25 protein-coding genes are annotated in these 21,888 nt (G+C 69.4%); 9 read left to right on the top strand and 16 right to left on the bottom strand.

The features are described 5' to 3' along the window. Positions 1-22: 22 nt before the first annotated feature. From ACIA8N_RS02845 to ACIA8N_RS02820, 6 genes are all read right to left on the bottom strand, one after another. Positions 23-2,356 (bottom strand): FtsK/SpoIIIE domain-containing protein, encoded by a 2,334-nt coding sequence (locus ACIA8N_RS02845; RefSeq protein ID WP_365777465.1) that lies wholly within the window; start codon positions 2,354-2,356, stop codon positions 23-25. A gap of 80 nt (positions 2,357-2,436) precedes the next feature. Further along, positions 2,437-2,763, bottom strand: a complete 327-nt coding sequence (locus ACIA8N_RS02840) for a hypothetical protein (RefSeq protein WP_365777463.1) — start codon at positions 2,761-2,763, stop codon at positions 2,437-2,439. A 32-nt stretch (positions 2,764-2,795) separates the two neighbouring features. Continuing rightward, positions 2,796-3,992, bottom strand: coding sequence for a hypothetical protein (locus ACIA8N_RS02835; protein ID WP_365777461.1), 1,197 nt, complete (start codon positions 3,990-3,992; stop codon positions 2,796-2,798). Continuing rightward, entirely contained in the window at positions 3,989-4,228 is a 240-nt protein-coding gene (locus ACIA8N_RS02830) for a hypothetical protein (protein ID WP_365777459.1), read from the bottom strand. The genes ACIA8N_RS02835 and ACIA8N_RS02830 overlap by 4 nt, the downstream gene beginning before the upstream one ends. Then, positions 4,225-4,413, bottom strand: coding sequence for a hypothetical protein (locus ACIA8N_RS02825; protein WP_365777457.1), 189 nt, complete (start codon positions 4,411-4,413; stop codon positions 4,225-4,227). Before ACIA8N_RS02825 ends, ACIA8N_RS02830 begins: the two co-directional genes overlap by 4 nt. After that, positions 4,410-4,679 carry a hypothetical protein gene (locus tag ACIA8N_RS02820; protein WP_365777455.1) on the bottom strand — a complete coding sequence of 90 codons (270 nt, stop codon included), beginning with the start codon at positions 4,677-4,679 and terminating at the stop codon, positions 4,410-4,412. Before ACIA8N_RS02820 ends, ACIA8N_RS02825 begins: the two co-directional genes overlap by 4 nt. A 486-nt stretch (positions 4,680-5,165) precedes the next feature. On the opposite strand from ACIA8N_RS02820, the gene ACIA8N_RS02815 reads away from it, so the two are divergent. After that, on the top strand, positions 5,166-6,299 hold the full coding sequence (locus ACIA8N_RS02815) for a helix-turn-helix transcriptional regulator (RefSeq protein ID WP_365777453.1): 1,134 nt from the start codon (positions 5,166-5,168) through the stop codon (positions 6,297-6,299). Here the strand turns inward: ACIA8N_RS02815 and ACIA8N_RS02810 are convergent. Continuing rightward, a complete protein-coding gene (locus ACIA8N_RS02810; RefSeq protein WP_365777451.1) occupies positions 6,283-7,059 on the bottom strand; it encodes an NUDIX domain-containing protein in 777 nt (258 codons plus the stop codon). The genes ACIA8N_RS02815 and ACIA8N_RS02810 overlap by 17 nt on opposite strands. A 130-nt stretch (positions 7,060-7,189) precedes the next feature. Beyond that, positions 7,190-8,491 (bottom strand): hypothetical protein, encoded by a 1,302-nt coding sequence (locus ACIA8N_RS02805; protein ID WP_365777449.1) that lies wholly within the window; start codon positions 8,489-8,491, stop codon positions 7,190-7,192. A 413-nt stretch (positions 8,492-8,904) separates the two neighbouring features. On the opposite strand from ACIA8N_RS02805, the gene ACIA8N_RS02800 reads away from it, so the two are divergent. Both ACIA8N_RS02800 and ACIA8N_RS02795 read left to right on the top strand, forming a co-directional pair. Further along, positions 8,905-9,270: a DUF6009 family protein gene (locus ACIA8N_RS02800; RefSeq protein WP_365777447.1), complete on the top strand. Its 366-nt coding sequence runs from the start codon at positions 8,905-8,907 to the stop codon at positions 9,268-9,270. A 429-nt stretch (positions 9,271-9,699) separates the two neighbouring features. Next, positions 9,700-10,428, top strand: coding sequence for a hypothetical protein (locus ACIA8N_RS02795; protein ID WP_365777445.1), 729 nt, complete (start codon positions 9,700-9,702; stop codon positions 10,426-10,428). 307 nt (positions 10,429-10,735) lie between these two features. On the opposite strand, the gene ACIA8N_RS02790 is transcribed toward ACIA8N_RS02795, so the two are convergent. Further along, the gene (locus ACIA8N_RS02790; protein WP_365777443.1) at positions 10,736-10,948 is read right to left on the bottom strand and encodes a hypothetical protein; all 213 of its coding nucleotides are present in this window, start codon (positions 10,946-10,948) and stop codon (positions 10,736-10,738) included. Positions 10,949-11,333: 385 nt separating this feature from the next. Between ACIA8N_RS02790 and ACIA8N_RS02785 the strand changes: the two genes are divergently transcribed. Beyond that, entirely contained in the window at positions 11,334-11,873 is a 540-nt protein-coding gene (locus tag ACIA8N_RS02785) for a DUF4231 domain-containing protein (protein WP_365777441.1), read from the top strand. 72 nt (positions 11,874-11,945) lie between these two features. On the opposite strand, the gene ACIA8N_RS02780 is transcribed toward ACIA8N_RS02785, so the two are convergent. After that, positions 11,946-12,395, bottom strand: a complete 450-nt coding sequence (locus ACIA8N_RS02780; RefSeq protein WP_365777439.1) for a lamin tail domain-containing protein — start codon at positions 12,393-12,395, stop codon at positions 11,946-11,948. 129 nt (positions 12,396-12,524) lie between these two features. Here ACIA8N_RS02780 and ACIA8N_RS02775 point away from each other — a divergent pair, with 129 nt between their 5' ends. Continuing rightward, entirely contained in the window at positions 12,525-13,331 is an 807-nt protein-coding gene (locus ACIA8N_RS02775) for an MBL fold metallo-hydrolase (RefSeq protein ID WP_365777437.1), read from the top strand. Here ACIA8N_RS02775 and ACIA8N_RS02770 read toward each other — a convergent pair. Beyond that, complete coding sequence (locus ACIA8N_RS02770; protein WP_365777435.1) at positions 13,273-14,031, bottom strand: GntR family transcriptional regulator; 759 nt, start codon at positions 14,029-14,031, stop codon at positions 13,273-13,275. The genes ACIA8N_RS02775 and ACIA8N_RS02770 overlap by 59 nt on opposite strands. A gap of 188 nt (positions 14,032-14,219) precedes the next feature. Here ACIA8N_RS02770 and ACIA8N_RS02765 point away from each other — a divergent pair, with 188 nt between their 5' ends. Together ACIA8N_RS02765 and ACIA8N_RS02760 are read left to right on the top strand one after the other, a co-directional pair. Further along, complete coding sequence (locus ACIA8N_RS02765) at positions 14,220-14,444, top strand: hypothetical protein (RefSeq protein ID WP_030207855.1); 225 nt, start codon at positions 14,220-14,222, stop codon at positions 14,442-14,444. 103 nt (positions 14,445-14,547) lie between these two features. After that, on the top strand, positions 14,548-14,808 hold the full coding sequence (locus tag ACIA8N_RS02760) for a DUF2277 domain-containing protein (protein ID WP_365777432.1): 261 nt from the start codon (positions 14,548-14,550) through the stop codon (positions 14,806-14,808). Here ACIA8N_RS02760 and ACIA8N_RS02755 read toward each other — a convergent pair. The 5 genes from ACIA8N_RS02755 to ACIA8N_RS02735 all read right to left on the bottom strand — a co-directional run bounded on the left by ACIA8N_RS02755 (position 14,768) and on the right by ACIA8N_RS02735 (position 18,725). Continuing rightward, positions 14,768-15,391, bottom strand: coding sequence for a VTT domain-containing protein (locus ACIA8N_RS02755; RefSeq protein WP_030207860.1), 624 nt, complete (start codon positions 15,389-15,391; stop codon positions 14,768-14,770). The genes ACIA8N_RS02760 and ACIA8N_RS02755 overlap by 41 nt on opposite strands. A 413-nt stretch (positions 15,392-15,804) precedes the next feature. Next, positions 15,805-16,377, bottom strand: coding sequence for a DoxX family protein (locus ACIA8N_RS02750; RefSeq protein ID WP_365777430.1), 573 nt, complete (start codon positions 16,375-16,377; stop codon positions 15,805-15,807). Between the two features lie 184 nt (positions 16,378-16,561). Next, on the bottom strand, positions 16,562-17,212 hold the full coding sequence (locus ACIA8N_RS02745; protein ID WP_365777428.1) for an HNH endonuclease family protein: 651 nt from the start codon (positions 17,210-17,212) through the stop codon (positions 16,562-16,564). Between the two features lie 258 nt (positions 17,213-17,470). After that, positions 17,471-18,139, bottom strand: coding sequence for an HAD-IA family hydrolase (locus tag ACIA8N_RS02740; protein WP_365777426.1), 669 nt, complete (start codon positions 18,137-18,139; stop codon positions 17,471-17,473). Positions 18,140-18,497: 358 nt separating this feature from the next. Then, positions 18,498-18,725: a peptidoglycan-binding domain-containing protein gene (locus tag ACIA8N_RS02735; protein ID WP_365777424.1), complete on the bottom strand. Its 228-nt coding sequence runs from the start codon at positions 18,723-18,725 to the stop codon at positions 18,498-18,500. On the opposite strand from ACIA8N_RS02735, the gene ACIA8N_RS02730 reads away from it, so the two are divergent. Both ACIA8N_RS02730 and ACIA8N_RS02725 read left to right on the top strand, forming a co-directional pair. Beyond that, the gene (locus ACIA8N_RS02730; RefSeq protein WP_365777422.1) at positions 18,715-19,437 is read left to right on the top strand and encodes a hypothetical protein; all 723 of its coding nucleotides are present in this window, start codon (positions 18,715-18,717) and stop codon (positions 19,435-19,437) included. The genes ACIA8N_RS02735 and ACIA8N_RS02730 overlap by 11 nt on opposite strands. A gap of 374 nt (positions 19,438-19,811) precedes the next feature. Next, positions 19,812-21,872 (top strand): MFS transporter, encoded by a 2,061-nt coding sequence (locus ACIA8N_RS02725; protein ID WP_365777420.1) that lies wholly within the window; start codon positions 19,812-19,814, stop codon positions 21,870-21,872. Positions 21,873-21,888 lie beyond the last annotated feature (16 nt).

The raw sequence follows: 21,888 nt of genomic DNA, 5'->3' as shown, positions 1-21,888 counted from the left end.
CCGGGTCGTGTCCGGGTCGGAATCAGGCGGTGAGCCCGAATCGGCCGGTGGCGGCGGCCTCGACCCGGGCGAGCGGGTAGCCGGTGACTCGGTTGCCCTTCTCACCCCACGGCCGCTTGGCCTTCTCCTCGTCCGTGCGGACGATCAGGGCGCCGAGCTTCTCGGCGGTGACCGGGTGGCCGGCGGCCTTGAGCTCGTCGACGAGGAGCTGGCCGGGCAGCCAGTCGGCCGGGCCGTCGGCGGTGGCGTGGGCGGCGAAGGTGTCCAGGACGGCGGCCAGGAGCAGCGCGTCGTCCTCGCCCCGGGCGCGGAGCTGGTCGACGAGTGGGACCGGCCCGTTCGGTAGAGTCCCGGCCGTGCGGCGCCACTCGGTGGCGCGCTCCAGGAGTGTTTCGACCTGCTCGTCGGTGTAGTAGTCGGCGCGGACCATGGTCGGGTTGGTGCCCTCGGCCCACAGCAGGCCGGCGCCGCGCATCTCGGACTGGATCGTCTTCGCCGAGTAGCCGCTCGCGGCGGCGCCCTTGCCGAGGATCGTGTCGGAGGCCTCCGGGGTGGTGCAGCGCAGCGCCCACCGGATGGACAGCAGGTCGCGAAGGCTGGTGTCGACGACGTCGGAGCCGGGCTTCTGGGTGGCGCAGAAGGTGATGATCCCGGCCGCCCGCCCACGCGAGACGAGGTTGCGGAGCTTGCGCGTGATCTTCTTCCCGAACTCGTCGTCGGTGGTGTAGAGCATCAGCTCGTCGACCCACAAAAGCAGCTGGCGCAGCTCCGGGTGCTTGCCCGCGAGCTCCTCGGTGACCTTGCGCTTGCCGAGCTTCTTCAACAGCGCGTACCGGGCCTTCATCACGCCCAGGAGCTCATCCAGCATGGCGCTGAAGGCCTCGGGGTCGGCGTCACCTTCGTAGCGCTCGCAGAGGTGCTCGAACGGTTCCAGGTCGCCGCCGCCCTTGCCGTCGGCGAGCCAGAGGATGACCCGCGGGTCGAGCGCGGCCGCCAGCAGGATCGTGTTCCCGGAGGCGGACTTGCCCGCGCCCGGCTCTCCGCCGATCAACCCGGACCGCTCCACCACCGAGATGGACTGATGGATGCCCCGCACGTCGGGGCCGATGGAGATCCGGCCCCAGAAGTCGGCGGCCGACTCCAGCGCGAGGAGCGGCCCCGGTGCGGCCTTGTCGGTGAACGGCAGGTCCCGCGAGACGTAGAGCTCGATGCGTCCGGCCCGGCCGCGCTTGGCGACCGAGACCTGGGCCTCCTCGACCCCGAATGCGGCCGCGAGTTCGTCGGTGGCGCGGATGGCCTTCTTCGCCGGTACGCCGGGCGGCAGGTCGAGGATCGCCGTCCAGGCGCCCCGGGTGTCGAGCATCGGCATCTGAACGACGCCGAGGGTCTCCTCGGCGCCGATGACCTTCGCCGCACGGAAGGAGGCGTCGAGCATGGGGGCGGTCATCCGGTCGCCGTCGCCCAGCGAACGCCAGTCGCTGGTCCAGTCGGCCTCCTCGTCGTACGGCTTGCGGCCGACGAACGCACCCCCGGCGAACGTGGAGAGAAGGCCGGCCGTCAGGCCGAGGCCGCCGCCCATGACGTAACCGGTGCCGATCGCGGTGAGCGGCGGGCCGTAGACGACGCCGGCGCGCAGGTTGCGGGCCCGGTTGCGGTCCTTCTTCGCCTTCTTGTGCAGTGCGACGGCCTCCTCGGCGGCCTTCGTGGCGCGCTCGGCCGCCTTCATGGCGAGCTCCTTCTTGGAGCCGAGGATGCGGGGGGTGAAGCGGGCGTGCCGGGCGGCGAGCCGGGCCTCACGGGTCAGGACATGGGCGGTGTGGGCGGCGGACTGGACGCGGACGCCCTCGAAGCCGACCACCCACTCGTGTGCGCGGCGGGTGCCGCGGCCGAACTGGCGGACGTGGCCGTGCTGGGTGGGCTGGCGGCGCACCCAGCGGCGGAAGTCCCGGCGCCGGGCCCGGTAGAACACCCCGGACCAGGCGGCCCAGCCCTCCGGCGAGTACATCCAGGCGGGGATGAGCGGGGCGTCGTCGAAGTCGTCCAGGTCGACGGTTCCGGCGAACTTGCCCGACCGGACCACCGGCTCGGCCGCCGGGGCGGCGGGCTTGTCGAGGATGATCCGGGCGGTCTCCAGGACCACGGTCCGCTCGTCCGGGCCGATGGCCGGCGCCACGGTCGGCATCGGCGGGACGACCACGACCGGGTCACTGTCGTCGGGCAGGTCCGACCAGTCGTCACCCGCCGGAGCCGGGGCCAGGACGGTGGGGTGGAGGAAGGTGACGGTCGCGAGCGAGTCGGGGTCGGCCGGCGGGGGCGGGCTGGAGGGGGCGTGCGGTTCGGCATGGTTCTCGGTCATGCTTGCGGTGCCTCCTGGTGAGGTAGCGGGGCCCGGCCGGTGCTGCCAGGCGAGGGCCGGGCCCCGCGTACTGGGATGGGTCAGGACTGGGCGAGGCGGGGGCCGGTCACGTGCCGGGCCCCGGCGGAGTCGATGAGCCAGATCTCGGGCGTCGACTCGAAGCGGACGCGGTAGCCACGCGTGGTGGTCCGCTCGATGCCCCGCCGGTCGCGCAGGGCCCGGGCGACGGCGTCCTGGGGAGAGCGGGCGCCCTCGACGAGGACGGTGCGGATGCCGGACGGCGCGACCGGCCACGTGACGGTGTGCGCGGGCTTCTTCCGGGTCACGGACGTGTCCGGCTTGTCGGCGGCGGCCACGTTCTCGGTGACGAATCGGGGGTCGGGCTGCTTGCGGCTGAACAGACCCATGACGGGCGCTCCCTGGTATGCGGTGGGGTGGGTCAGGCGACGTGCAGGCGGCGCTGTTCGATGACGCGGTCGCGGAGGACGACGGCGTCCTCGCGGCGGATCTGGAGCTTCTTCGCCAGCCCGGTCGCGGAGATCTGCTTGCCCTCCGCGACGAGGTCGGCGGCGGCGGTCAGGGCGTCCGGCAGGAGCGCGTCCAGCTCCTCATCGGACCGTCCCCGCGGCCCGCTCTCGCGGGGCTTCTCGGCGGGCGGTTCGGGAGTGTTCGACCCAATTCCCGCTTGGGATCCGGGGGTCTGGGTCAGTTCGGGGAAGGGGTTGAGCCGGGCGGCCTTGAAGCCGGTCTCCAGCAGCTCGTCGCGAACGTTGTCGCCGAGCTCGAACGCCGCCCCGAGCTGGAGCACGGCCTCGGTTGCGGTGGCGTAGAGCTGGGCGGACAGACCCGGCTCGGCGCCGGTGTGGATCCGCCAGGCAGCGGCGAACGCCGCCTCGTCGTCCAGCACCCCGTAGGGCAGGGCGGCCTGGAGCTTGACGGCCTGCTCGACGATCTGCGGGTGGTGCTTGCGGCGGGCGGCCACATGCTTCGCACGGGCCTTCTCCGCCCGCTTCTGCTCCCGGGTCTTGCCGTGGGATCCGTGGGTCTTCAGGTCCCAGATGTAGATCGCGAACAGCGAGGATGCGCCGAGCACGAACGCGACCCACGGGTGCGCGCCGTACTGCTCCCAGCCGTGCCAGAAGTTCACCGCGGCCGCCACGGCGGCGACGGCCCAGGTGCCGATCCGGTACTTGCGGGGTTCGCGGCCGGAGTCCTCGGCCTGCTTGCCCATGAACGTGATCGCCCAGGCGCCGCCCTCCAGCATCGCGGCGAGCAGGCCGGCCATCCCCGCGTTCACGCTCGCGCCGGTCAGGGCGCCGATCTGGGAGAGGAGCGCCGGGACGATCGAGGCGACCATCACGAAGCCGACGAACAGCGTCGCCGGGTTCGCCTTCAGCCAGCGGACCAGCTTGGCGCGCTTGGCGGCGGCGGCCGCCTTCTTCGCCGCTGCCTCGGCCGCGCGGGCTTTCTTCTCGGCCTGCTCCTGGCGGCGCTTGGCCTCGGCGTCCTTGCGCTTCTCCTCGGCCTGGATCTGCTCGCGCCGGGCGGCGGCTTCGAGCTCCAGGCGCCGGTCCTCGCGGTCCTGGGCCCGCTCGGCGGCCTGGTCGGCCCGGCGGTCTTCGCGGTAGCTGCTCATCGGGCGCCTCCGGCAGGGGTCGTGATCCCGTACAGGACGTCGGCGAGCTCCTGGCGGAGCTTCGGGGAGACCCGGTCCAGCCGGAACCGGCGGGCGAACCGCTCGTCGGCGGCCGCAGCGGCCCGGGCGATGGTCTCGGTGATCAGGCTCAGCAGCGCCACCGTCCCGGCCAGCAGGCCGAGCGCGAGCTCCAGGACGGTCAGCACGAACAGCAGGATCTGGGCGAGGGTCTTCACCGCTCCTCACCCGCCTCGGCGAACTCCTCGTACCGGTCGGCGCGGAGCAGCAGCCGGTCGACGCCGATCACGCCGAGCGCGGCGATGGCACCGACGAGGGTGACGTCCTGGACGCCGATGACCACGCCCCAGACCTCGGCGGCGACGCACAGGACCAGCAGCAGGTAGTAGGCGAGGGTGTTCACGCGGCACCTCGCACGGAGCCGAGGGCGGAGCGGCGGGGGAAGGCCAGCACCCGGGCGCCGAGCAGGCCCCGGTAGTGCGCGACGTCCTCGGCGTCGACCTCGGTCGCGGCCTCGGCCTCCAGGACGGCGACGATGTCGCGCAGCGCATCCTGGCCGGCGGCGGAGTCGAACTCCAGCGGCCCGACCGGGTCGGCGTCGAAGCCGAGCGCGGCCTCGATCAGCTCGGTCTGCGTAACGATCCTCTGACCAGCAACGATCACGTTCATGGGTCGTACTTCCTCTCGGGTGGGACGGCCCGAACCGAGGCCCCGGAGTTGCACCTCCGGGGCCTCTCGCCGTCAGAACCAGGAATCTCCGGCTCCCCTCGACCCCGCCCGTACGAGACGGGCGGAGGAGGCAACCGGCCGCAACAGATGCGGAGTTGAGTGGTGCTCTGCTTGGCGGCCGCTCTCCCCTGGTGCGGGTTGCGGTTCGCCCTCTGTTCAGTTCTCAAGCCATCTGTCGCTTCCTTCGAGCCGACCCGCCTTCACGGAGCTCTCCGGGCGTTGGGGCACACCGGATCCGGACCTTGCGGCCCATCTGGTGCGCACCAACAGATTGACATCTGGTGCGCACCAGATGCAACCCTTCCTGCGAGTTGCGCGCCGGTGTGCATCTCCAGAGAACGGCCCAAGTGGGGTGTCTCGGTAGCCAACTGGGGTTAACCTCAAGGGGGTTAACCGGCTCTCACCTGGGGCTTTACGGGAGGCAGCGTGGCTACGGGGTTAAAGGCAGTGAGGACCGCGCGAGGGTGGTCGCAGGATCGATTGATCTACGAGATGCGGCGGTTCGCGGAACAACGGCTGCTCGACATCGCCTCGGCGGCGAGCCTCAAGACCTACATCTCGGAGTGGGAAAACGGCCGGCGCGCCATCACGGACCGGTACGCCGCGATCCTCCGGCCGCTCCTGGGCATCACGGACGACGAACTGCGTGGCACGGTCGACGCACAGGAGTCGCAGGCGGACGGCTACGCGGACTTGCTGAGCCGGATCGATGCGGCGGGCAGCCTGAGTGAGTCCATGGTGCCGTCGTTCCTGGCCCAGACGGAGCTACTCCGCACCATGGACCGTCAGATGGGCGCGACTGGCTTGGTCGACCAGATGAACGGCCACTTGGCGGCCATGGAAGAGGCGCTCACCTTCGCCGTATTGCCGGGGATGCGGAGGCCCATCGCGACAGCGCTCGCAGGGGCGTCCACCCTTGCCGCATGGCAGGCGCTGGACGCCGGCGCCGTGGACAGGGCATGGCGGAGGTATGAGCTTGCCAAGAAGGCCGCGCAGGATGCCGAGTCCCCGCTCTACCTTGCGCACGCCATGGGGGAGCAGGCGTACGTACTCGCGGATGCCGGCCGACCCCAGCTCGCAATCGAGCTGGTGCGAGACGCGCAGCGCGTCCAGCCTGAGCGTCAGTCGCCGCGGCTCCAGGCTTGGCTCGCGGCTGCCGAGGCCGAGTTGTGTGCGGCGGCTGGGGAGGGAAGGGAGTCGGAGGCGCAGACGGCGCTTGAACGAGCGGCATCCCTGCTACCCGACGATGGGGAGGTGCGTGATGCCGACATGCTGAGCATCTTCCTCAACACGGACCACCTGGCGAGGTGGCGTGGGAACGTCCTTGCCAAGCTCGGAGACGCCTCGGCGATGGGTGAGCTGTACGCCTCCTTGGACAGTGCGGACGCGTCCTTCGTGCGCGCGAGATCCGGGCTGCACTGCGATCTCACGCAGGCGCATCTGGCTCGGGGGGAGCTGGACGACGCCCGATCCCACCTGCAAAAGGCTCGGTTGCTGGCGAACCGCACGGGGTCCGTGCGGTATCGCCGTCGCGTGGAGCTGCTTACCGGTCGCCTCTAGTGCGGGACGCCAGGATGTGGAGCAGAGCCACGAGCGTGCCCGATCCCATCAGCTTGCCCTCGGACATGAGTCGGGGGATGTCGTCGAGGGAAATCCACGCGACCTCGCCAGCCTCCTCCGCGTCCGTGGGCTCACCGACCTTTTCGGCGCCACGGGCCACGAAGATTTCGTGCGGCGAGTCGACCATGCCGATCATCGGCTGGTAGCTCACGACGTGCTCAACGGGGCCAGGCCTCCATCCCGTCTCTTCCTCGGTTTCGCGTGCGGCCGTGGCGGCAGCGTCTTCACCCGTATCCACGATTCCTCCGGGCAACTCCCAGCCCCATTGCTGGGGCACGAAGCGGTATCGCCACAGCATGAGCACCCGGTCTTGGTCGTCGATCACGGCGGTCACCGCCACGCGGAAAAGCCGGACGACGTGGTGCTCGAACCGGTCGACACCAGGAGGCTCGACGTCTACCAAGTCCAACGTCACCCACGGGTTCTCGTAGATGTGGCGGGAGCCGTGAATCTTCCACGGCTCCATCTCCGCCGGCGTTGGGACGCTCTCGCCGCCCAGGACGCGGTAGGAGCTGCGGTCGTGAGCCTTGATGAAGTGCTCGCTCGCTAGGCGGGCGAGCACCTGACGCAGGGCGGTACGACCGATCTCAAGCTCGGCGCTCAAGGTCCGTTCGGACGGCAACTTGTCGCCAGGACTGTACCGACCCTCCTCGATCCACCCTCGAATCACCTCGTAGACCCTCTGGGTTTTGGGTCCCATCTCTGATGCACACTCCCCGATCCGTGACTCTGATGATCAGCGTAGCGATGTTTGCGGAGTCGAGTCCGGATTGACCCGGGGCGCTGCTCACCTCGCCGTCTTGCTTAGTGCCGAGCCGGTAGTCACCGATTTACTCGTCGTTCTCGCTTCCTCTGCAAGAGTTCGAATCGAACGAGGGATTAAGAACAAACTCTCTAACTTCCGAGTAGATGGGTTCAACCGCCACCTCGAAAGTGGTGAGCACGCCTTCAGCGATCAGCTTATTAATTTCAGCTACAGCCGCATCGGTTTCATTGAGTAGAACGCTCTTCTGGTGTGCGAATTTCGCCACCAATCCTGTCGTATCCCATCCTTCCACCTCTCCTCGGATTTCGTCGACGCCCAATAGAGATTTTCTTGCCACCCACGCGGAAACTTGTGCACTGATCTGATCGCTGCGAGGAAGGTTGTACTTCAGGGCGTACTCCGCAGTGTGCCTTACGGATCTCCAGTGACCCGCCATGAGGTTTCTTCTAATATCTCCAAGAAGAGCCAGCAGGAAGATTCTCTCGTCTTGCTTTCTCATCCTGACCCCCACCCCAACGCAAAGCATCCTTCCGAGGGCCATCAGCTCTTCGAGAAATTCCGTCAGGTATTCACCGCTGACTCCAATCTTTTCCCCCGCCTTGGCGCCCCAGTCTCGGCGACCGTCAAGCTTTTTCAAAATCCCAAGATAAATTTGATTAACAACTCCATCTGAATGAACGAGGAGGTTCCTTCTTGCGAACCCTTCGCGCACCACCGTCCAGTCAATTGGCAACTCGGACATCGAGAGTCCACCACTTGCGCGCTTTAGCCACTTATCCCATCCGTCTACGCTCTCATACAGCAGCTTGGACACCTGGCGCTCGATCAGGAACTCGCGAGCGTCTTCCAGGGAGTTGAATTCGAAAAGTTGCTGAAGCGTAAACCCGTGATCTGATTCCGTGAACGCTGCCCGGTTAATGTCCAGGATGGCGCGCGCTACTCGACCGAATAGAATCTCAAAACTGGAAACCGACGAGACAAGTAGTGCGTTTCGCAGAAGTTGATGCTGCGGGTCGGCATTCATGAATCTTGTACCGTGGGTGACCATATGTGCAATCACCGCTCCCGCCGAGCCGTGAAGCTGCAGGTTGACTTCTGCGTTTGTCTCCCCACGTTCCGCCATTTCGGCGACCTTTGCCAGTCCTTCGGCGAACTCTCTGGCGCCCTCAGCGAAGGCAATCTTCTCCTCCGGTGAGAGGTACTCGTCGATCTCCCTTGTGGGGGTACGGAAGCGTCCTTTCTCCTCTCTCTCCATTTCGGGGATCACGGTACTGTTGATTTCCGCGATCGATGCGACCTGAGCGACAAATTGGTCGGCGGTACGCATAACCCCTTCGCTCCAGTCGCTTGCGATATTGCTCGGCATGGCGTTTATTTTGGGCCCCCTCAGGCTGAGAATCTGTGCCTTTGTTGAGGTTAGCGTCAGAGGCGTCGGGGGTGCGGGGGTTTCGGCACAGAAGGGTCTAGGGAGCGACGCGATGGTGCCTGGGAGGCTGTCTCGCCACTCAGCCGGAGGTGGTTAGGCCCGATGTGGTGGCTGTCGCTGGGCCGTCCGAAGGTAGCCTGAGCCGCCATCACCCACGAACAGCCCTTACTGGGCAGCCGCTTGCACCGGGGCTAGGGATGATCGGCGGAGGAAGATGGAGACTTCCTCCGCAACGAGAAGCAAGCAGCCTCCCCGGCCCCCGTGGTGGCGCCGACCTGATGGACCAGGTATGCGGAGCATGGGACTTGGGGAGGTTGCCGGGCGGGGCAACTGTGTCTAGATCAGGAGGGGCCTTGCTGGAGGATCGTGCAGCTTTGGAGCACGAGGAACAGATCGTCTGGACCGAGGACGTGGGCGGCTTCGACTACGTCCGCCAGACGGTAGCTCGCTTGTCCACGACCCGGCGGAAGCCGGTGGGGTGGCATGGAGTGGGCCGGCGGGTGGGCTACTCCGTGCTCAAGTCGGATGCTCCGAGCGGAGACACGACTGGCAGGTTTGTCCGCCGCGTGTTCTGGGTGAAGGACTACGACCGATCCGAGCAGCCCGATGGTACGTACAAGACGTCCGCGCCCAGTGAGGCGGTCGACCCGCGGACGGTCGCGCCGGGCGTCTGGGGCGAGCTGACCGAGCGTGCCTGGGGCGGCCCGCTGCCTGACTGAGCGGTCATCCGGGCAAACCAACGATGACGGCTGCCGGTGCAGTCGAGAAGAGACCACCGCCGCGCGCGGTGGTCTCTTCTGCGTTGCGGGCTGAGTCGCGATCCGAGGCGCGGTGAGTCGCGATGCTCGTCTCCTGGGCACCCCCTCTGATCTGCACTGAGACGCGATGAGTCACTTGAGCCGCGATAATTCAGAAACTAGATGGAACATGCTCTACCGGCGCCCGGAATCAGGCTCTCCGGAGGATGCGTGGGGAAGGCTCCGGGAGAGCGCGTCAGAGAGCACCGAAGTGCCTGGTCAGCGGCCTAGGGCCGCTGCTGCGGCCAAGTCTCTTCTGAGCGCTGAGGCTCTGTGCTGGTCTAACGGCATTGCATGCTGCAGTGTTGATGCAGTTGCGTACCTACGGGACCCTTCGGCCTTGATCACTCCATGACTACGACCGTGTTCGTGAGGCCAGGCATATGGCTGGGCGAACTGGATGTACTGAACCTCAGCGTGGAGGTCGTGGTATGCCTCAGACTCTCGGCCATGGACCCGACGATCAAGGGCGCGATCATAGGCGCCGTAGCGACTGCCGTAGGTGGTGCGATTGCCTGGTTGGGAGCTAGGAGCCAGGCGAAAGCCGCGTTGGAGGCCGTACGAATCCAAGCCCGGTCTCAGCGCATGGATGGACTCTGGCAGATGCGCCGGGCGGCTTACGGCGACTTGTTGGACAGCGTCGAGACTCTCCGCTCTAAGATCGGCGCGGCGGCCGATGCCGTCGGGGATGCCAACAGGCATGGGGCCCACACCTTGGCGGGGAGCCAAGCGAGGGACAGGGCACGAGTGGCCCGGGAAGAGATGCATGTGGCCTTAGCTGCCATGAGGCACAAGTGCACCGTCCTCGGCTTGTCCGTCACCCCGCTGGAGGCCGAGACGGCTGAGAGCTTCAGCTCCGTCGTGTCTGGGGTCGCTCACGATCTGATCACGTGGGAGGACGCCATAGAGGTGCTGGACGGAGACCGGGACGAGCTGCGGCGGATCTTCTTTGCTCGGATGGAATCCTTGCCGCAGTCCGTGGACCACTTCATTGACATGACTCGCGGCTACCTTCAGACGTTGCAGGACGTAACTCCGGAGCGGCGCCGGCGGTTTTGGCAGCGGAGCTCTGTCGAGTAGAGACCAGTGTCCGCAGTGGGGTCCAAGCACCGAAGCGCGTTGGTGAGGTGACGGCAATCTGTGACGGCAACGTCGGTGCACTTGAGTGGTTGCGCGCGCCCTCTGGTGCTCAGAACAGCCCTCGACTGCGAGCTTGGCCTTGAGGCGGATGACCTAGCTGGGCGAACTTACAAAGCAGATGTCGGCGGTTCGAAACCGTCCGCGCCCACCAGTGCGAAGGCCCCTCGCCGATCACGGCGAGGGGCCTTCGGCGTCTGCTTCCGCCATCATGTCCAGCCGGAGCCGACGCTCCGAGCGGTAGCCCGCCTCAGGCTCGTAGGTCGGGCCAGCCGACCTTGTTGGAGTAGCTCTCGGAGCAGTAGCGGGTCGTGTGGTTCCACTCCTTGCCGGTGGTCAGCTCGTAGGCCTTGTCCGGTACGTACAGGAGCCATTCGCCGTCGCGCTCGCTTGAGGTGTACGGGGTGAACTTGTCGGCGTCGAAGAAGACGCTCTCCCACGCCGCTTGCCCTGCTGCGACCACAGCGCAGCGCGTGTAGGTAGAGAGCCTCTGACAGGCGCTCAGCGAAGCCGATGACGTCGGAGGTGGGGCGGCGGCCCAGCTCCCCGGCGAGGCGCCGGCATTTCTCCTCGGTTGCTTCGCCGTCCAGGGTGGCTATCAGTTCCCAGAAGTCGGCCCATGTCATTCTCACGGGGCCCAGGGTGTCAGGGCGGTCTGACATCTGCCTGCGGCGGTCGTGTACCGCTGGAGCATCGTCTCTCGGCTCACGATGTGTGTGGTGGACCATTCCCCACTTGAGCGGCTCCGGTGTCGCTCGCGATGGGTTTGTCGGTTGTTCGGGTTGATGCTCGGTTCCCGTGGGTGGCTTTGGTTGACGTGGACCTGGCGGAGTGGGTCTACTTCGCTCATGGCTGAGGTGGGGGACGCGCCCGATATCGGGTTGCAGGGCGGTGAGATGACGCCGCAGCGGTACGTCGAGACGAGGCTCTCGCAGTACCAGGAGTGGTACGACTCCAAGGCGACCCGGATGAAGGCGATGCATCTGCGTATGCGGACCGTGTCCGTCGTCGGTGGGGCGCTCGTGCCCGTGTTCGTGAATCTCGACCTGGTCTTCGCCCGGGTCACGGCCACGGTGCTGAGCCTCGTCGTCGTCGCCGCCGTCTCGCTGGAGAGCGTGTACCGGTACCGGGAGCAGTGGAAGAACTACCGGTCGACCGAGCAGCTCCTCGGACACGAGCGCGTCTACTTCGAGACGAAGGTCGGGCCGTACCACGACCTGTCGAAGCGGGACGCGTTCTCGACGCTGGTCGCGCGGGTCGAGAAGGCCATCGCCAACGAGAACTCCGCGACCCTGAACGTGATGACGCTCGGCGGGCAGGTCGGCGCCGATGTGCAGCGGCATGGGATTCCCTCCCCGCGGCTGCCGGCTGACGACGGTCCGCAGTAGTCGCGGGGGAGGTCGAGCGGGCCCCTGGGTGCCTGTCCCTGGGGCCCGTGGTGTGTCAGGCGCGCTGCGGGGTCAGCACCACTTGTAGTCGACCTGCGTCGAGTTGTACGAGCAGCCGTCGACCCACGTGCCGGTCGACTTCCGCAGCGTCGCCGTGTCCTTGTCGTTGTTCCAGACGTACCAACCGCGGTTCTGGAAGACGCTCGTCGCGTTGTTGATGCCCTTGCCCGTGCGGACCGTGACGATCTTGCCCGCGCCGAGCGTGAAGGTGCCGAAGGTGTACTTGTGGTTCGCCGCGTCGGTGAGCGTCCAGCCCCGCAGGTTCACCGCGTACGCGGTCGTGTTGCGTATCTGCACCCACTCGCCGTTGAGGCTGTAGTTGCCGCCGCGGTCCGTGCCCGGGCTGTCGTAGTAGATCTTGTACAGGTGGACCGAGCCGGCGGCCTGCGCCTGCGTGGGCAGCAGCAGGATGCCGGAGGCGGCGGCCGCGGTCAGGGCCGCGAGCGTGCGTACGCGAAGCATGAATGTCCCTCGATCTTCTCTGCCGGAGCACCCGCCGATGGGGCCCGGCGAGCACACAGAATACGCATGACCTTCACGTAATCCGCACAGTTTCCCGTGAGTTGGTCGGGTGTGACCTAAAGTCGTCCCATGGCCGACGAATCCCTGCGTCTCACCGTCCTCGGCTCCGCGACGCCCTTCGCCCGGCCGGGCAACGCCTGTTCGGGCCACCTCGTCGAGGGCGGCGGCGTGCGGGTCTGGGTCGACGCCGGGAGCGGCACCCTCGCCGAACTCCAGCGGTACGTCGCCCTCGCTGACGTCGACGCCGTGTGGATCTCCCATCTGCACGCCGACCACTCCGCAGACCTCCTCACCGCCTACTACGCCTTGCTGTACGCGGGACTCGAACTTCCCTTGCCGGTACAGCTGTACGGGCCGGAAGGAACAGCTGATCGGCTCGCCGGCTTCCTCACCAACGGGCCCGACCGCAGCCCCGTCGAAAGCGCTTTCCGTTGCGAGGAGTTGTACGACGGACATGTCGCCCGGGTCGGCGGACTCACCCTTCGGTCGCGGGCCGTCGAGCACGGGATGCCGGCCTTCGCGCTGCGCGTGGAGGACGAGGAAGGGTGCTCGCTCGTCTACTCCGGGGACTGCGAACCCTGCCCCTCCCTCGTCGAACTCGCCCGCGACTGCGACCTGTTCCTCTGCGAGGCCGACGGGGCAGGGGGCGGGCACCACTCGGCCGCGCAGGCCGGCCGGAGTGCGGCCGAGGCCGGTGCCGGCCGGCTCGTCGTGACCCATGTGGGGCCGGGCGTGCCGCCGGAAGAAGCCGTCGCACTGGCCGCCGCCGAGTTCTCCGGCGAGGTCGCCCACGCCGACCCGGGGCTGCGGTTCGAGATCACGCGTCGAAGTCGTATTCCAGGACGTACGCCGACGAGTCCAGCGTCATCTCGTTGAGCTCCACGGCCGTCCCCGGCCCGCTGAACGCCGTACGCCCGATGAGGACCACCGGCGTCCCGAACTCCAGGGCCAGCCGGTCCGACTCCTCCGCCGTCGGCATCCGGCAGCGGATCTCCTCGCGGAACCGCACCGGCCGGTGGCCCAGCTCGGTCAGCCGGGCGTAGGTCCCGCCCGGCCCGGTGTCCGGCTCCGTGATCGGCGTACCGCGCACGAGATCCGCGGAGAGGTACGAGACCGAGAGCAGCACCGGCTTCGCGTCCAGGACGAAACGGCGGCTGCGGACGCAGACGGGAGCGCCCGGCGGCAGGTTCAGCGCCCCCGCGACCCGCGCGCCGGCCGCCGTCTCCGCCACCTCGATCTGGTCGACGACCAGATCCCGGTCCTCCACGTCCGCCGACCAGACCGAACGCCCGTTGCCCCACCGCTCGCCCGACAGGCGCGGGATGCCCCGGCGGCGCAGCGGGCGGAAGACCCGGACGAAGACCCCGGCGCCCTTGCGGGCCTCCGCGAGACCCTCGTTGCGCAGCACGGCGAGGGCCTGGCGCGCCGTCATCCGGGCCACCTCGTACGTCGTCATGAGGTCGTTCTCACCGGGGAGCCGGTCGCCCGGCGCGAAGGCGCCTGACTGGATCGCGGTTCTCAACTCGTCGGCGATGCGCTGGTACTTGGGCCGACGAGCGCTTTCCTGGTCAGTCACGGGTGGACCACTCCCTTCATTTGCGGGACACCATACGGCGCACCCCGCGGCCAGGGTGCACACGTGTACGCCGCCCCGCCCGGTCGATCCATCCATCGGGGGACATCTCTAGAGATACGTTGACAGGGCGGGGTCGTAGGGCTTCTCTGGGTGTCCCCACGTTTCAGGGAGATCGGGACGGAGGATGCGTGCAGCCACTTCCCGAGGTCGGTGACCTCGTCCGCGACAACGCCACCGGGCGGGTCGGTTTCTATGTGGAGAGCGTCTCCGGGCGCTTTCTGATCCGCGCCGTCCACGGCGGCGCCGAGTGGGAGGCCGAGCCCACCGACGTCCAGCCGGCCACGCCCCTGCGGGAGCTGCGCGCCCGAGCCGCCGAGATCAACGCGCGTAGCCGGCGGGGGCTGGGCGCCTGAGGGGCCCGAGGGGGCCGGTTACCGGAAGGCCCCGTGGCCGGTCGGTCTGGTGGCCCGTCGTGCGGGCTCGGCGGTTGTCAGTGGGGCGGGCCACACTGGAGGCATGTGCCGCAGCATCAAGACGCTCCGACCGCCCGCGCTGCCCGAGGAGGCGACCGAGGAGGACATCCGCGCCGCCGCCCTGCAGTACGTCCGCAAGGTCTCCGGGTTCCGCGCCCCCGCCGCCCACAACCGCGAGGTCTTCGACCGGGCCGTGGACGAGATCGCCGACGCGACCGCGAGACTCCTCGACGACCTGGAGGTGCGCGGGGCGCACCCCGGGGTCAGGAGGCAGGAGCGGGAGCCGCAGCCGGACGCCGTATGAGATAGGCGGCGAGACCGCCGGCCAGGAAGAGCGCCAGGGTCGACACCCCCGCGCTGAACCAGGTCGCGCCCAGCCACTGCCCGCCGAGCCAGCCGAGCCCCACGCTGTACGAGGCCCAGGTCACGCCCGCCAGCGCCGACCACGGCAGGAACTCCTCGACCCGCCGCTTCGCCGCGCCCGCGCCCAGTGAGACCACGGAGCGGCCCGCCGGGGCGAAGCGCGCGAGGACCACGAGCAGGCCGCCGCCCCGCGTCAGCGCGGTGCCGAGACGTTCCTGCGCCAGGGACAGGCGCTTCGACCGGGCGATGGCCCGGTCCAGCCGGGCCCCGCCCCGGCGTGCGAGCCGGTACGCGAGGAAGTCGCCGAGCACGGATGCCGTGGCCGCGCAGAGGAGCAGGGGCAGCAGCGACGGCATGCCGGGGGTCGCCGCGGTGGCCGTGGCCGCCGCCGTGGCCGCGGTGATCACCAGGAAGCCGCTCGGCAGCACGGGCAGGAAGACGTCGAGCAGGATCGACGTCGCCACCACCGGGTAGATCCATGGGCCGGCGGTGAGCGACCGCAGCGATCCCAGGCTGTCGAGCAGATTCACAGGGCCTGAGCCTACGCGGGGGCGGGAGCCCGTCCGTCGGGCGGGTGCCGGTGGGACGTCAGGCGGACGCCGGTGGGACATCGGGCGGGTGCCGCATGGGTGATGCGGCGGGTGCCGCGTGTGCGCCGGTGGGGTGCGGGGTGGGGTTCCGGGGGCGAAAGGCCGGAAGACGTGCTGCGGATTCCGGCCCGTTGCGGTACGGAGACGAGTCCCGTTGCGGTACGGAGACGAGTCCCGGTTCGGTACGGAGACGAGTCCCGGTTCGGTACGGAGACGGGAGCCGTCCCCGTACGGAGACGGCTCCCGTCTTCGTACGGAAACTGCTCCCGTTCCCGACGGAATCGGTTCCCGTACGGAATCGGTTCCCGTTCCCGTACGGAGACGGCTCTTCTGTCTTACGGTCGTGCTCAGGCGGCCCCGACCGGCGTGCCCTGCTCCTCGCGGTCCTCGTTCGTCCTGCGGGTCGTCGAGCCCGTCGCGACCCGGGCTCCGAAGAGCCGGTCCACCGCCAGCGCGCCCGGGCCGGTGAACACCAGGAGCGCGAACGCCCAGCAGAACAGAGCCGCGGTCTCGCCGCCGTTCTGGAGCGGGAAGAGGGACTCGGGCTGGTGGACCTTGAAGTACGCGTACGCCATCGAGCCGGAGGCGAGGAACGCGGCGCTGCGCGTGCCGAGTCCGGCCAGGACCAGGACGCCGGCGCCCAGCTGGATCACGGCCGCGTACCAGCCCGGCCAGGTGCCGGCCGGGATCGTGCCGCCGCCCATCGCGCCGCCGAGGACGCCGAAGAGCGAGGCGGCGCCGTGGCAGGCGAAGAGGAGGCCGATGACGATGCGGAAGAGGCCGAGCGCGTAGGGCTGCGCCTGGTTCAGGCGGTCCGTGAGGCTGCCCGTGTCGCTCTGGCCTCCCTGGCCGCCGGGGCCGCTGTCGCCGCTGCCGCCGCTCGGATTGTCCGTGGTGCTCAGGTTGTTCGGGTTCTTCATGGGGGACTCCTTCGGCCTGCCTCGTCCGTGGGGTGGACGGGGAGTGGGGGACGGAAACCGATGAGGCCGCAAGGTTAGGCATCCCTCAGTAATACTTGCAAGTTCAACATTCGGCCACCGGGGAGCGTGTGGCGCGGTTCGCTCCCCGGCGGCCTCTGTCGAAGCCGGTTCAGGAGGGTGGCTGTCAGCAGGCGTTGAGGACGGACTGCAGGGCGCTCTTCTCGGCGGAGTCGACGCTGAGGTTCCAGTGGTACTTCACGTGCACCCACGCGCGGGCGTACGTGCAGCGGTAGGCGGTGCGCGGCGGCAGCCACTCCGCCGGGTCGAGGTCGCTCTTCGCCTGGTTCACGTTGTCCGTCACGGCTATGAGCTGCGGCCGTGTCAGGTCGTTGGCGAAGGCCTGGCGCTGCGAGGTGGTCCAGGAGCTGGCGCCCGAGCGCCACGCCTCTGCGAGGGCGACGACGTGGTCGATGTCGAGGTCGGAGGCTACGGTCCAGGTGGCGCCGTCGTACTGGGAGTACCAACTGCCGCTGATCGAGGCACAGCTGGAGTCCGTGACGACGTTCACGCCGTCTCGCTTGAGGACGGTCTCGCGGGTGTTGCAGGCGCCGGACTGGGTGATCCAGTGCGGGAAGAGGTCGCGGCTGTAGCCCGTGGAGGAACCTTCCGCCTTCACGGTGAGGGCGGCCAGGTAGGTGCGGGCCGTGGTGGCGCTGACCGGCGTGGGCATGGCGGCCTGCGCGGCGGGCGCGGTGGCGAGGAGGCCGGTCACTGTGAGGGCGGCGGAGGCGGCGAGAACGCCGAGTCGACGCGCGTAGATCATGCCGACGGGCATGTGAACTCCCTTGAGCTGGGGGGACCTTGGCTGTACGCCGTCCCCGTGGGGTGCCGGGCGGTGGCCCGGTCATCGTGGCGGCGCCAGGTTTCGGTGGGGGGTGCGCCAGGTAACAGAGTGGCGACATGGACACGTCACATCAAGGGGTGTGCGGTGTCCGATGGAGTGAAAGATTCCGTACCGGGACCCGAGGTTGGGCGTACGACGAGGCCCCGGGCCGTTTCCCGGCCCGGGGTCTCGTCGTCGTATGCGGAGGTTCTACGGAAGGACGGTCAGGGTGATCGATCCGTCGGCCGCGGCCTCGACCCGCAGGTGGTCGAGGTCCGGGATGTGCACGTCCGGCGCGAAGGCCGCCGCGCGCGGGCCCACGCCCACGATCCTCATGCCGGCGGCGCGGCCCGCCTGGATGCCGGCCTCCGAGTCCTCGAAGACGATGCAGTCCGCGGGGCCGAAGCCAAGCTCGGCCGCGCCCTTGAGGAAGCCCTCGGGGTCCGGCTTGCTGGCCCCGACGCGCTCGGCGGTGACCCGGGTCTCCGGCATCGGCAGCGCCGCCGCGCCCATCCGCGCCTGCGCGAGCGCCTCGTCCGCCGAGGTCACCAGGGCGTGCGGCAGCTCCGCGAGCGCGGCCATGAAGGCCGGGGCGCCGGGGACGGGTACGACGCCGTCGAGGTCGGCGGTCTCCTCGGCGAGCATGATCCGGTTGTCGGCGTGGTTCTGCGCCATCGGGCGGTCCGGGAGGAGGACGGCCATCGTCGCGTACCCCTGGCGGCCGTGGACCACCTTGAGCACGGCGTCCCCGTCGAGGCCCTGCCGCTCCGCCCAGCGTCGCCAGCAGCGCTCGACGACGGCGTCCGAGTTGACGAGGGTGCCGTCCATGTCGAGGAGGAGGGCGCGAGCGGTGAGCGTTGCCGGGGTGGTGGCAGGCATGGGTCTCCAGAGGGGTGGTGCGGAGAACGAAGCGGTCCCGCCCACCGGTCAGGGTTTCGCGGGCGGGGCCACTTTGTTCTTCTACGATACAAAACCGGGGGCCGTCTTGGCCAACCCGGTCCGCATGGCGGGACCGGGGTGGAGCCGGGGCGGTACCGGGGCGGTACCGGGGCGGTACCGGGGCGAGTGCCGGGGCGAGCCCGGGGCGGGTGTCGGGGAGGGCCGGGATGGGCCCGGATGAGGGCAGGCAGGGGCGAGGCCGGGTCGGGGCCCGGACGAGGCCGGAGGGCAGGGATGAGGCCGGATCCAGGTCCGGATGAGGCAGGGGCGAGGTCCGGTCCACGGGAGGGGAGGCCCGTCAGATGTTCGGTGTGTTCTCCTCCAGGACCCGGCGCGTGGCCGGGCCGTACACGCCCTCCGGGTCGCTCAGGCCGTAGTGCCACGTCTGGTAGCGGGCCACCGCCTCCCGTACCTCCTCGTCGTACCGTCCGTTGACGGGGCCGTCGTAGACCCACACGGCGGTCAGCCGCCGCTGGAGCTCCTTCACCTCGTGCCCGGTGGAGCCGAGGCTCAGGGTGACCTCCACCTCGCCCTTTCCGGGTGACTCCGAAGGAGAAGCCGACGCGGTCGGTCCCGTCGTCGTCGGTCCGGCCCCCGGCGCCGACGAGGAGCCGGTCGGAGGCGCCGCCGGACCCGTCGCGCTCGGGGACGCACTCGGCAGTGCGGTGGTGCGGCTCGCGGTGGGGGTGGGCGTCGGCGACGCGGACGTCGGGCGCGTGGTGGGGGAGGACGACGTCGGATCCGGGCTCTCGGAGGAGGGGGACGGGGCCTCGGACACGGCGATGTTCAGGGACGCGCTGGTGGTGACCTCGGGCACGTCCGCCCGGTCGTCGCGCTCCTCCCCGCCGCCGAGCAGCGCCGCCGCCAGGGCCGCCGTGCCCGCCACGGCGGCGGCGGCCACCACGGCCACCACCGCGCCGCGCCTGCGGCCCCGTCCCGGAGCCTGCCCCAAGTCATGGCCGGGCGGCGGCGGTACGGCGCCCACGCCGCCCAGCAGCAGCGGCATGGTCTCGGAGGGGTCGCCACCGGGGTACGAGCCCGCGTGCGCGCCGGGACCCGCTTGCTCCCCGTACGCCCCTGCCCCGTACGCCTCCGCCCCGTACGCCCCTGCCCCGTACGCCTCCGCCCCGCTCACCCCCGCCCCGTACGCCCCCGGCGGCGGCGCCGTGACGGACGAGGAACCCCCGTCCGGGCGGATCGCCGCCAACTGGGCCGTCGGCGGATCGTCGGCCCCGTGAGAGGAGGCGTCACCCCCGGACGGGCCCCCCGCGCCATACGACCCGTACGGGCTCGCGTCCTCCCCCGAGTCCAGCGTCACGTAGGGCCTGATCCGTAGGGGATCGAAGTCCTCGGCCGCCGCAAGCTCCGCCTGGGCGCAGGCGCAGCCAGGTCTTTCCGCACCGCATTCAGGACAGACGTGTCCGGTCATCATGGGTCCCCTCCCCGATACAACTGCGAGCGATTATGCAGCCCGCCCCTTGCCGGTAGGCGAACAGCCGTGCCCTTCGGGAGGCCATAACCGGACATTCGGACCAGGATGGAGGGGCCGTCCCATGGGCCGTCCGGCGGGACGCCTGACGACACGCCCGACGACACGCCCGAGGAGACGCCCATGGCTCAGGAAGTGAGCCCCTCCCAGCTCGGCGGCGCCCCCGCGCCCGGCGAGGGACAGAGCCACCGCACCGTCCTCGTCGCGATCGGCGCGCTGCTGCTCGGCATGCTGCTCGCCGCCCTCGACCAGACCATCGTCTCCACCGCCCTGCCGACCATCGTCAGCGAGCTCGGCGGCATGGAGCACCTCTCCTGGGTGGTCACGGCGTACATGCTGGCGTCCACGGCCGCGACACCCCTCTGGGGCAAGCTCGGCGACCAGTACGGCCGCAAGAAGCTCTTCCAGGCCGCCATCGTCATCTTCCTCATCGGCTCCGCCCTCTGCGGCATCGCCCAGAACATGCCGCAGCTCATCGCCTTCCGCGCGATCCAGGGCCTCGGCGGCGGCGGCCTCATGGTCCTGTCGATGGCGATCGTCGGCGACCTCGTGTCGCCCCGGGAGCGCGGCAAGTACCAGGGCCTCTTCGGCGCCGTCTTCGGCGCCACCAGCGTCCTCGGCCCGCTGCTCGGCGGCCTCTTCACCGAGCACCTCTCCTGGCGCTGGGTCTTCTACATCAACCTGCCGATCGGGATCGTCGCGCTCTTCGTCATCGCGGCCGTGCTCCACATCCCGGTGCGCTCGACCCCGCACGCCATCGACTACCTCGGCACCTTCCTCATCGCCTCGGTCGCCACCTGCCTGGTCCTCGTGGCCTCCCTCGGAGGCACCACCTGGCCGTGGGGCTCGGCGCAGATCATCGGCCTCGCCGTCCTCGGCTGCGTACTCCTCGCCTGGTTCGTGTACGTCGAACGGCGGGCCGCCGAACCCGTGCTGCCGCTCAAGCTGTTCAGGATCCGGACCTTCACCCTCGTCTCGGTCATCAGCTTCGTCGTCGGCTTCGCGATGTTCGGCGCGATGACCTACCTGCCGACCTTCCTCCAGGTCGTGCAGGGCGTCACGCCGACCATGTCCGGCGTGCACATGCTGCCCATGGTCGCCGGCATGCTGATCACCTCGACCGCCTCCGGCCAGATCGTCTCCCGTACCGGCCGCTGGAAGGTCTTCCCCATCGCGGGCACCGCGCTCACGGCCCTCGGCCTGCTCCTCCTCAACGAGCTGACGGAGACCACCTCCACCTGGGTGATGAGCGTCTACTTCTTCGTCTTCGGCGCCGGACTCGGCCTGGTCATGCAGGTCCTCGTCCTGGTCGTGCAGAACGCCGTCTCGTACGAGGACCTCGGCGTCGCCACCTCCGGAGCCACCTTCTTCCGCTCCATCGGAGCCTCCTTCGGTGTCGCCGTCTTCGGCACGATCTTCACCAACCGGCTCACCGCCAAGCTCGACGACGTGTTCGCCTCTGCCGGACAGGACCTCCCGCCGGGCGTCGGCCCCGAGGAGGTCGCCGCCGACCCACGCACCCTGGGTGAACTGCCGGCCGAGCTGCGCCCCTCCGTCCTGCACGCGTACGCCACCTCGATCACCGACGTCTTCCTGTACGCGGCCCCCGTCGTCCTCGTCGCCTTCGTCGTCGCCTGGTTCCTCAAGGAGGACAAGCTGCGGGCCTCGGTCACCGCGCCCGACACCAGCCAGACGCTCGCCTCCAACCCCGTCGAACGCTCCTCGTACGACGAATGCGCCCGCGCCCTCTCCGTCCTCGGCTCCCGCGAAGGACGCAAGGCGATCTACGAGAAGATCACCGCCCGCGCGGGCCTCGACCTGCTGCCCGCCGCGAGCTGGCTGCTGCTCCGCATCCGCCGCCACGGCACGGTCGAGCCCGCCCGGCTCGCCGAGACCGTGCCCGTACCGCTGCGGGTGATCACGGAGGCGGCCCGGCAGGTGGAGGAACGGCACCTGGCCACCCGGGAGGGACTCCAGCTGATCCTCACGGAGGAGGGCGTACGGGTGGCGACCCGGCTCGCGGCCGCCCGGGAGGAGTCGCTCGCCGAGCTCCTCGGCGACTGGTGGGGCCCGGACCGGCCCACCGACCTGGTGCAGCTGGTGGAGCAGCTGACGGCGGAACTGTCCGGCTCGGACGGGGAGCGGCCGCACGACCCGGAGCCGCCCCGCGACCACCACGCGTAGCAGTCAGCCGTAACTC

Origin of the sequence: Streptomyces sp. NPDC051822 (assembly GCF_044452745.1) — a bacterium.
In the GTDB taxonomy this organism is placed as follows: Bacteria; Actinomycetota; Actinomycetes; order Streptomycetales; family Streptomycetaceae; genus Streptomyces.
Note: the sequence above shows the minus strand (reverse complement) of the source record. Positions and strands in the feature narration are given on the sequence as shown.

Excerpts from the sequence above, each read along its gene's own strand:
- ACIA8N_RS02845 (WP_365777465.1), bottom strand. The coding sequence starts at position 2,356 with ATGACCGAGAACCATGCCGAACCGCACGCCCCCTCCAGCCCGCCCCCG.
- ACIA8N_RS02840 (WP_365777463.1), bottom strand. The coding sequence starts at position 2,763 with ATGGGTCTGTTCAGCCGCAAGCAGCCCGACCCCCGATTCGTCACCGAG.
- ACIA8N_RS02835 (WP_365777461.1), bottom strand. The coding sequence starts at position 3,992 with ATGAGCAGCTACCGCGAAGACCGCCGGGCCGACCAGGCCGCCGAGCGG.
- ACIA8N_RS02820 (WP_365777455.1), bottom strand. The coding sequence starts at position 4,679 with ATGAACGTGATCGTTGCTGGTCAGAGGATCGTTACGCAGACCGAGCTG.
- ACIA8N_RS02810 (WP_365777451.1), bottom strand. The coding sequence starts at position 7,059 with ATGGGACCCAAAACCCAGAGGGTCTACGAGGTGATTCGAGGGTGGATC.
- ACIA8N_RS02805 (WP_365777449.1), bottom strand. The coding sequence starts at position 8,491 with ATGCCGAGCAATATCGCAAGCGACTGGAGCGAAGGGGTTATGCGTACC.
- ACIA8N_RS02795 (WP_365777445.1), top strand. The coding sequence starts at position 9,700 with ATGACTACGACCGTGTTCGTGAGGCCAGGCATATGGCTGGGCGAACTG.
- ACIA8N_RS02785 (WP_365777441.1), top strand. The coding sequence starts at position 11,334 with ATGGCTGAGGTGGGGGACGCGCCCGATATCGGGTTGCAGGGCGGTGAG.
- ACIA8N_RS02780 (WP_365777439.1), bottom strand. The coding sequence starts at position 12,395 with ATGCTTCGCGTACGCACGCTCGCGGCCCTGACCGCGGCCGCCGCCTCC.
- ACIA8N_RS02775 (WP_365777437.1), top strand. The coding sequence starts at position 12,525 with ATGGCCGACGAATCCCTGCGTCTCACCGTCCTCGGCTCCGCGACGCCC.
- ACIA8N_RS02760 (WP_365777432.1), top strand. The coding sequence starts at position 14,548 with ATGTGCCGCAGCATCAAGACGCTCCGACCGCCCGCGCTGCCCGAGGAG.
- ACIA8N_RS02750 (WP_365777430.1), bottom strand. The coding sequence starts at position 16,377 with ATGAAGAACCCGAACAACCTGAGCACCACGGACAATCCGAGCGGCGGC.
- ACIA8N_RS02745 (WP_365777428.1), bottom strand. The coding sequence starts at position 17,212 with ATGCCCGTCGGCATGATCTACGCGCGTCGACTCGGCGTTCTCGCCGCC.
- ACIA8N_RS02740 (WP_365777426.1), bottom strand. The coding sequence starts at position 18,139 with ATGCCTGCCACCACCCCGGCAACGCTCACCGCTCGCGCCCTCCTCCTC.
- ACIA8N_RS02725 (WP_365777420.1), top strand. The coding sequence starts at position 19,812 with ATGGCTCAGGAAGTGAGCCCCTCCCAGCTCGGCGGCGCCCCCGCGCCC.